Annotated in this window: 4 protein-coding genes; 2 read left to right on the forward strand and 2 right to left on the reverse strand. The window is 74.7% G+C overall.

Annotated elements, in window-relative coordinates:
- Nucleotides 1–1,376: ArnT family glycosyltransferase (locus B7L92_RS37695; RefSeq protein ID WP_255311352.1), on the reverse strand; the 1,376-nt coding region annotated here is incomplete at its 3' end.
- A 373-nt stretch (nucleotides 1,377–1,749) separates the two neighbouring features.
- A complete protein-coding gene (locus tag B7L92_RS37700; protein WP_081241600.1) occupies nucleotides 1,750–2,412 on the reverse strand; it encodes a nucleoside/nucleotide kinase family protein in 663 nt (220 codons plus the stop codon).
- 104 nt (nucleotides 2,413–2,516) lie between these two features.
- On the opposite strand from B7L92_RS37700, the gene B7L92_RS37705 reads away from it, so the two are divergent.
- Nucleotides 2,517–3,254, forward strand: coding sequence for an HAD family hydrolase (locus B7L92_RS37705; RefSeq protein WP_081241601.1), 738 nt, complete (start codon nucleotides 2,517–2,519; stop codon nucleotides 3,252–3,254).
- On the forward strand, nucleotides 3,251–5,546 hold a 2,296-nt coding region (locus B7L92_RS37710), incomplete at its 3' end, for a glycoside hydrolase family 65 protein (protein ID WP_081241602.1). The genes B7L92_RS37705 and B7L92_RS37710, both read left to right, overlap by 4 nt.

A 5,546-nucleotide genomic window follows, 5' to 3' on the forward strand; every position in this document is an offset into this window, starting at 1 on the left:
TAGTGGGAGGGGACCCCGCCGCCCTTGTACACCAGCCAGATCCGCTCCCCCCGGTACCGCTCGCGCAGCCGGTCGGCGAGCCGGCCGAGGTCCTGGCCCCAGTCCACGTTGGCGTCGTGCAGTCTCAGCCGGGTCTTCGCCGGACCGCCGAACGCCTCGTTGGAGTACGGCAGGTAGAAGGGGAAGGCCCGCAGCGAACTCACCACGACGGACAGCACCAGCACCGCCGTCGCCGCGGGCACCCACCGCCGGCGCACCACGAGCACGCAACCCGCCGCCACCGCCAGGAACATCGGCAGGAAGACCGCGTACCGCGTGCCGAAGTCCCGCGCCCCGTGCACGGCCGCGGCCAGGAGCACCGCGGGAGCCGCGAGCACGTACGGCGCCGCGGGCCGCAGCCGCCGCACCGCCACCACCGCGACGACACCGGCGACCCACAGGACCAGCGTGCCGAGCGGGGTCTTCACCAGCAGTGCGGCCGGCAGGTAGTACCAGAGCGAGCCGGTGTAGTGCCGGCCGAACAGGAAGCCCTCCCAGGGGCGGTTCTCGAGACCGAACTGGACGCGCATGCCGTCCCGGTACGGCTCGGGGAACGGCAGCAGCTCCACCAGCAGCCCCCGCAGCCCGTGCACCACGGGCACGTGCTGCTGCGGAGCCCAGCGCAACCGCGGATCGACGGCCAGACAGGCGGCCCACACGACGGCCACCGCGAGCAGCGCGACCACACCGGCGCCCGCGACCGCCCGCGCCGCTCTGCGCCACCGCCCGCCCGCGGTCGCGCACCACACCGACACGGCGGCCGTCACCACCAGCACCGGCAGCGCGGGCAGGGTGCTCATTCTCGTGGCCAGCGCCGCCCCCGCCGCCGCGCCCGCGAGCGGCAGATGGAGCCAGGGGCGCCGCCGCGCCCGCCACAGCAGCCACACCGAGGTCAGCACGGCCCCGGCGGCAGGGACGTCGAGCGTCGCCAGCGAACCGTGGGCGATCACGTCGGGGGAGGAGCAGTACAGCGCGAGCGCGGTCAGACCACCGGCGGTGCCGGCCGGTTCACGGGCGAAGGCGAACACCACGAGTCCGAACAGCAGCGTGAGCGCGATCACCGGGAGCCGGGCCCAGAGCATCAGCCGCCCCGGGTCGTTGCCCGCCCCGTACAGCAGGTGCCGCCCCAGCTCGCCCTGGTCGCCGTCGAATCCCGCGTCCAGGTGCGGGTCCGCGACCGCCACGCCGGCGGCGATCACCAGCTTCCCGAGCGGCGGATGCTCGGGGTTGTACCGCAGGCTGCGCTCCTCCAGGTACACGGCGGCCGTACCGACGTACACGGGCTCGTCGATCGTCGGCGTCTGCCGCACGGCGGCGGTCACCATCGCGGCGGCCATCCCGCCGAGCAGCAGCACCACCAGGACGGGCACCGGCCACCGCCGGACCGGGCCGCGCGAGCGGGCCGCGGCCCGCACCCCCGGCGAAGGACCCCGCTCACCGGGCCCGGTGAGCGGCTCCCGGGTCCGCGCCGCCGCAAGACGCCTCATGGGGCTCCACTCTCGCACCGACGCACGCGGAGCGGGCGTCACCGCCGGGCGCGTCGCCCCGCTTCCGCCCCGGGCCGGACCTCACGCCCGCCCGTCGGGCGTCACCGTGCCCGGTGCGCCGCGGCCGGGGCCCGCGCGGCGAACTCCCCGGGCGGGCCGCCGGTCGGCCGGTTCCGGCAGCCGGGACGCGTCCCGGCGCGGCCCTCCGCCCGCCGAACGCCCCTCACGCCCCGGCTTCCGCGCGCGGCAGCGCGGACGGCGGCACCACCAGGTCGGCCCGGTCCCGCGTCGCGGCCACCAGCCCGGCGTTGCGCTGGTCCGTGCGCAGGACCCACGCCACCGCCTCCTCGTGGCTCTTGCCGAACTCCTCGTGCCGGGCGACCAGCCGCCGTACCCGCTCCCGCTCGTCCAGGGCACAGAACCACACCTCGTCCAGCTGCGGCCCCACCCGCGCCCAGGCACCGGTGTCCAGCAGCAGGTAGTTGCCCTCCGTCACCACCAGCCGGGCGGTCGGCGGCACCGGGATCGCTCCCGCGACCGGCTGCTCCAGCACCCGTTCGAAGCCGGGGGCGTACACGACGTCGTCGTACGCCTCCTCGCGCAGACGCCGCAGCAGCGCCGCGTATCCGGCCGCGTCGAAGGTGTCCGGGGCACCTTTGCGGTCGCGGCGGCCGAGGCGGTCGAGCTCGGCGTCGGCGAGGTGGAAGCCGTCCATGGGGACGTGCGCGACCCACGGCTCCCCGGTGCCGTTCAGCTCCCGCACCAGCCGCTCGGCGAGCGTGGACTTGCCCGCCCCCGGGCCGCCGGCGATGCCGAGGATCGCGCGCCGGCCGTCCCGTACCAGGGAGCGGGCGCGGTGGAGAAGGTCGTCGAAGGTCAGCGCCACACGGGAGAGTGTGTCACCCGCATGCGGTCCGGGGAGCCCCCGTCCCGCCGCCGTGTGGCCCGCGCCACTCACTGTTCGGCGCCACAGGGGGAACGGTGTCCTGTATGACGGATCTGGGTCTGCCCGACGACATCCTCGCCTGCCTCTTCGACCTCGACGGCGTCGTCACGAAGACGGCGGTCGTCCACGCGGCCGCCTGGAAGGAGATGTTTGACGCCTTCCTGCGCGAGCGGGACGGCGCGGACTTCCGGCCCTTCGGCGACGCCGACTACGACACGTACGTCGACGGCCGTCCGCGCGCCGACGGCGTCCGCACCTTCCTCGCCTCCCGCGGCATCGAACTGCCCGAGGGAACCCCCGGCGACCCGCCCGACGCCCGGACCGTGCACGGCCTCGGCAACCGCAAGAACGAACTGCTCCTGGAGCGGATCCGCACCGACGGCGTGGAGGCCTACGACGGCACCCTGCGCTACCTCGGGGCGGTCCGCGCCCGCGGACTGCGCACCGCGATCGTCTCCTCCAGCGCCAACTGCCGCGACGTCCTGCGCTCGATCGGCGCCGAGGACCTCTTCGACGTCCGGGTCGACGGGGTGGTCGCCGCCGAGCGCGGCCTGCCCGGGAAGCCGGAGCCCGACACCTTCCTCGCCGCCGCCCGGGACCTCGGCGTCGAACCGTCCCGGGCGGCGGTGTTCGAGGACGCGCAGGCCGGCATGGACGCGGGCCGCGCCGGAGGCTTCGGATACGTCGTCGGCGTGGACCGGGTGGGGCAGGCCGACGCGCTGTACGCGCACGGCGCCGACCGGGTCGTGACCGACCTCGCCGAACTCGGGAACGTGAGGTGATCATGCAGCGGGCGTACGCCGTCGAGCCGTGGACCGTGCGCGAGCGGAACCTCGACCTCGACCTCCTGGCCCAGAGCGAGTCCGTCTTCGCGCTGTCCAACGGCCATGTCGGCTGGCGCGGCAACCTCGACGAGGGCGAACCGCACGGCCTGCCCGGCTCCTACCTCAACGGTGTGCACGAACTGCACCCGCTGCCCTACGCCGAGGCCGGCTACGGCTACCCCGAGTCGGGCCAGACGGTCATCGACGTCACCAACGGCAAGGTGATCCGGCTGCTGGTCGACGACGAGCCGTTCGACCTGCGCTACGGACGGCTCGTCGCCCACGAGCGGACCCTGGACCTGCGCCGGGGCGTGCTGGAGCGGGTGTGCGAGTGGACCTCCCCGGCCGGGTCCACGGTCCGGGTGCGCTCCACCCGCCTGGTCTCCCTCACCCAGCGGGCGATCGCCGCCGTCGCCTACGAGGTGGAACCCGTCGACTGCCGGACGCGCGTGGTGGTGCAGTCCGAGCTGGTGGCCAACGAGAGCCTGCCCGCACCGGACGGCGATCCGCGGGCCGCCCGTGTGCTGAAGTCCCCGCTGGAACCGGAGGAGGACTTCGCCGAGGGCCGCCGGCTGCGCCTGGTGCACCGCACCCGGCGCAGCGGCCTCAGGGTCGCCGTGGCCGCCGACCACGTCGTCGACGGCCCCGAACGGACCACGACCGGCTGCGAGAGCAACGAGGACGTGTCCCGGCTGACCGTCACCTCGGTGCTGGAGCCGGGACAGCGGCTGCGGGTGGAGAAACTCGTCGCCCACGGCTGGTCCGGCGTCCGTTCCCGGCCCGCGATGAGCGACCAGGTGGAGGCCGCGCTGGCGGCCGCCGCGCACAGCGGCTGGCAGGGCCTGCTCGACGAACAGCGGGCGTACCTGGACGACTTCTGGGCCGGGGCCGACGTCGAGGTCGACGGGGACGAGGAGATCCAGCAGGCCGTCCGCTTCGCCCTCTTCCACGTGCTGCAGGCGGGCGCCCGCGCCGAGGGGCGCGCGATACCCGCCAAGGGGCTGACCGGCTCCGGCTACGACGGCCACGCCTTCTGGGACACCGAGGTCTTCGTGCTGCCCCTGCTGATCTGCACCGTGCCGGACGCCGCCGCCGAGGCGCTGCGCTGGCGGCAGACCACCCTGCCCGTCGCCCGCGAGCGCGCCGCCCAGCTCGGTCTGCGCGGCGCGGCGTTCCCCTGGCGCACCATCGAGGGCTCGGAGGGCTCCGCGTACTGGCCGGCCGGCACTGCCGCCTTCCACGTCAACGCCGGCATCGCCGACGCCGTCGTCCGCTACGTCCAGGCCACCGGCGACGAGCGCTTCGAGCAGGACACCGGTGTGGAACTGCTGGTGGAGACCGCCCGCCTGTGGCGCTCCCTCGGTCACCACGACGACCGGGGCGCCTTCCACATCGACGGCGTCACCGGACCGGACGAGTACAGCGCCGTCGTCGACGACAACACGTACACCAACCTCATGGCCCGCGCCAATCTGCTGGCCGCCGCCGACGCCTGCAAACGCCACCCCGACCGGGCGGCGGAGCTCGGGGTCGACGAGGAGGAGAGCGCCGGCTGGCGGGACGCGGCCGAGGCCGTGCACGTCCCCTACAACGACGAACTCGGCGTCCACGAGCAGCACGCCGGATTCACCCGCTACCAGCGCTGGGACTTCGCCGGCACCCGCCCCGACCAGTATCCGCTGATGCTGCACTTCCCCTACTTCGACCTCTACCGCAAACAGGTGGTCAAGCAGGCGGACCTGGTCCTGGCGATGCACACCTGCGCGGGCTGGTTCGAGGAGTTCTCCGATGAGGAGCAGATCGCCCGCAACTTCGCCTACTACGAGCCGCTGACCGTGCGCGACTCCTCGCTGTCGGCCTGCTGCCAGGCCGTCCTCGCCGCCCGCAGCGGGCACCTGGAACTGGCCCACGCCTACACCGCCGAGGCCGCCCTCATGGACCTCGTCGACCTGCAGCGCAACACCCGCGACGGACTGCACATCGCCTCCCTGGCCGGCACCTGGACGGCGCTGGTCGCCGGGTTCGGCGGCATGCGCGGGGACGACAGCGCCCTCCGGTTCGCCCCGCGGCTGCCGCCGAAGCTGCGCCGCCTGGCCTTCACCCTGCGGTTCCTCGGCCGGTGCCTGCACGTGGAGATCACCCCGGACCGGGCCAGGTACACGCTGCGCTCCGGCCCGCCGCTGACCGTCCGTCACCACGGGACCGAGCTGACCGTGCGGAAGGACGCCCCCGCCGAGCGCCCCGTGCCCC

Origin of the sequence: Streptomyces viridosporus (assembly GCF_002078235.1) — a bacterium.
GTDB lineage: Bacteria > Actinomycetota > Actinomycetes > Streptomycetales > Streptomycetaceae > Streptomyces > Streptomyces viridosporus.

Excerpts from the sequence above, each read along its gene's own strand:
- B7L92_RS37705 (WP_081241601.1), top strand. The coding sequence starts at position 2,517 with ATGACGGATCTGGGTCTGCCCGACGACATCCTCGCCTGCCTCTTCGAC.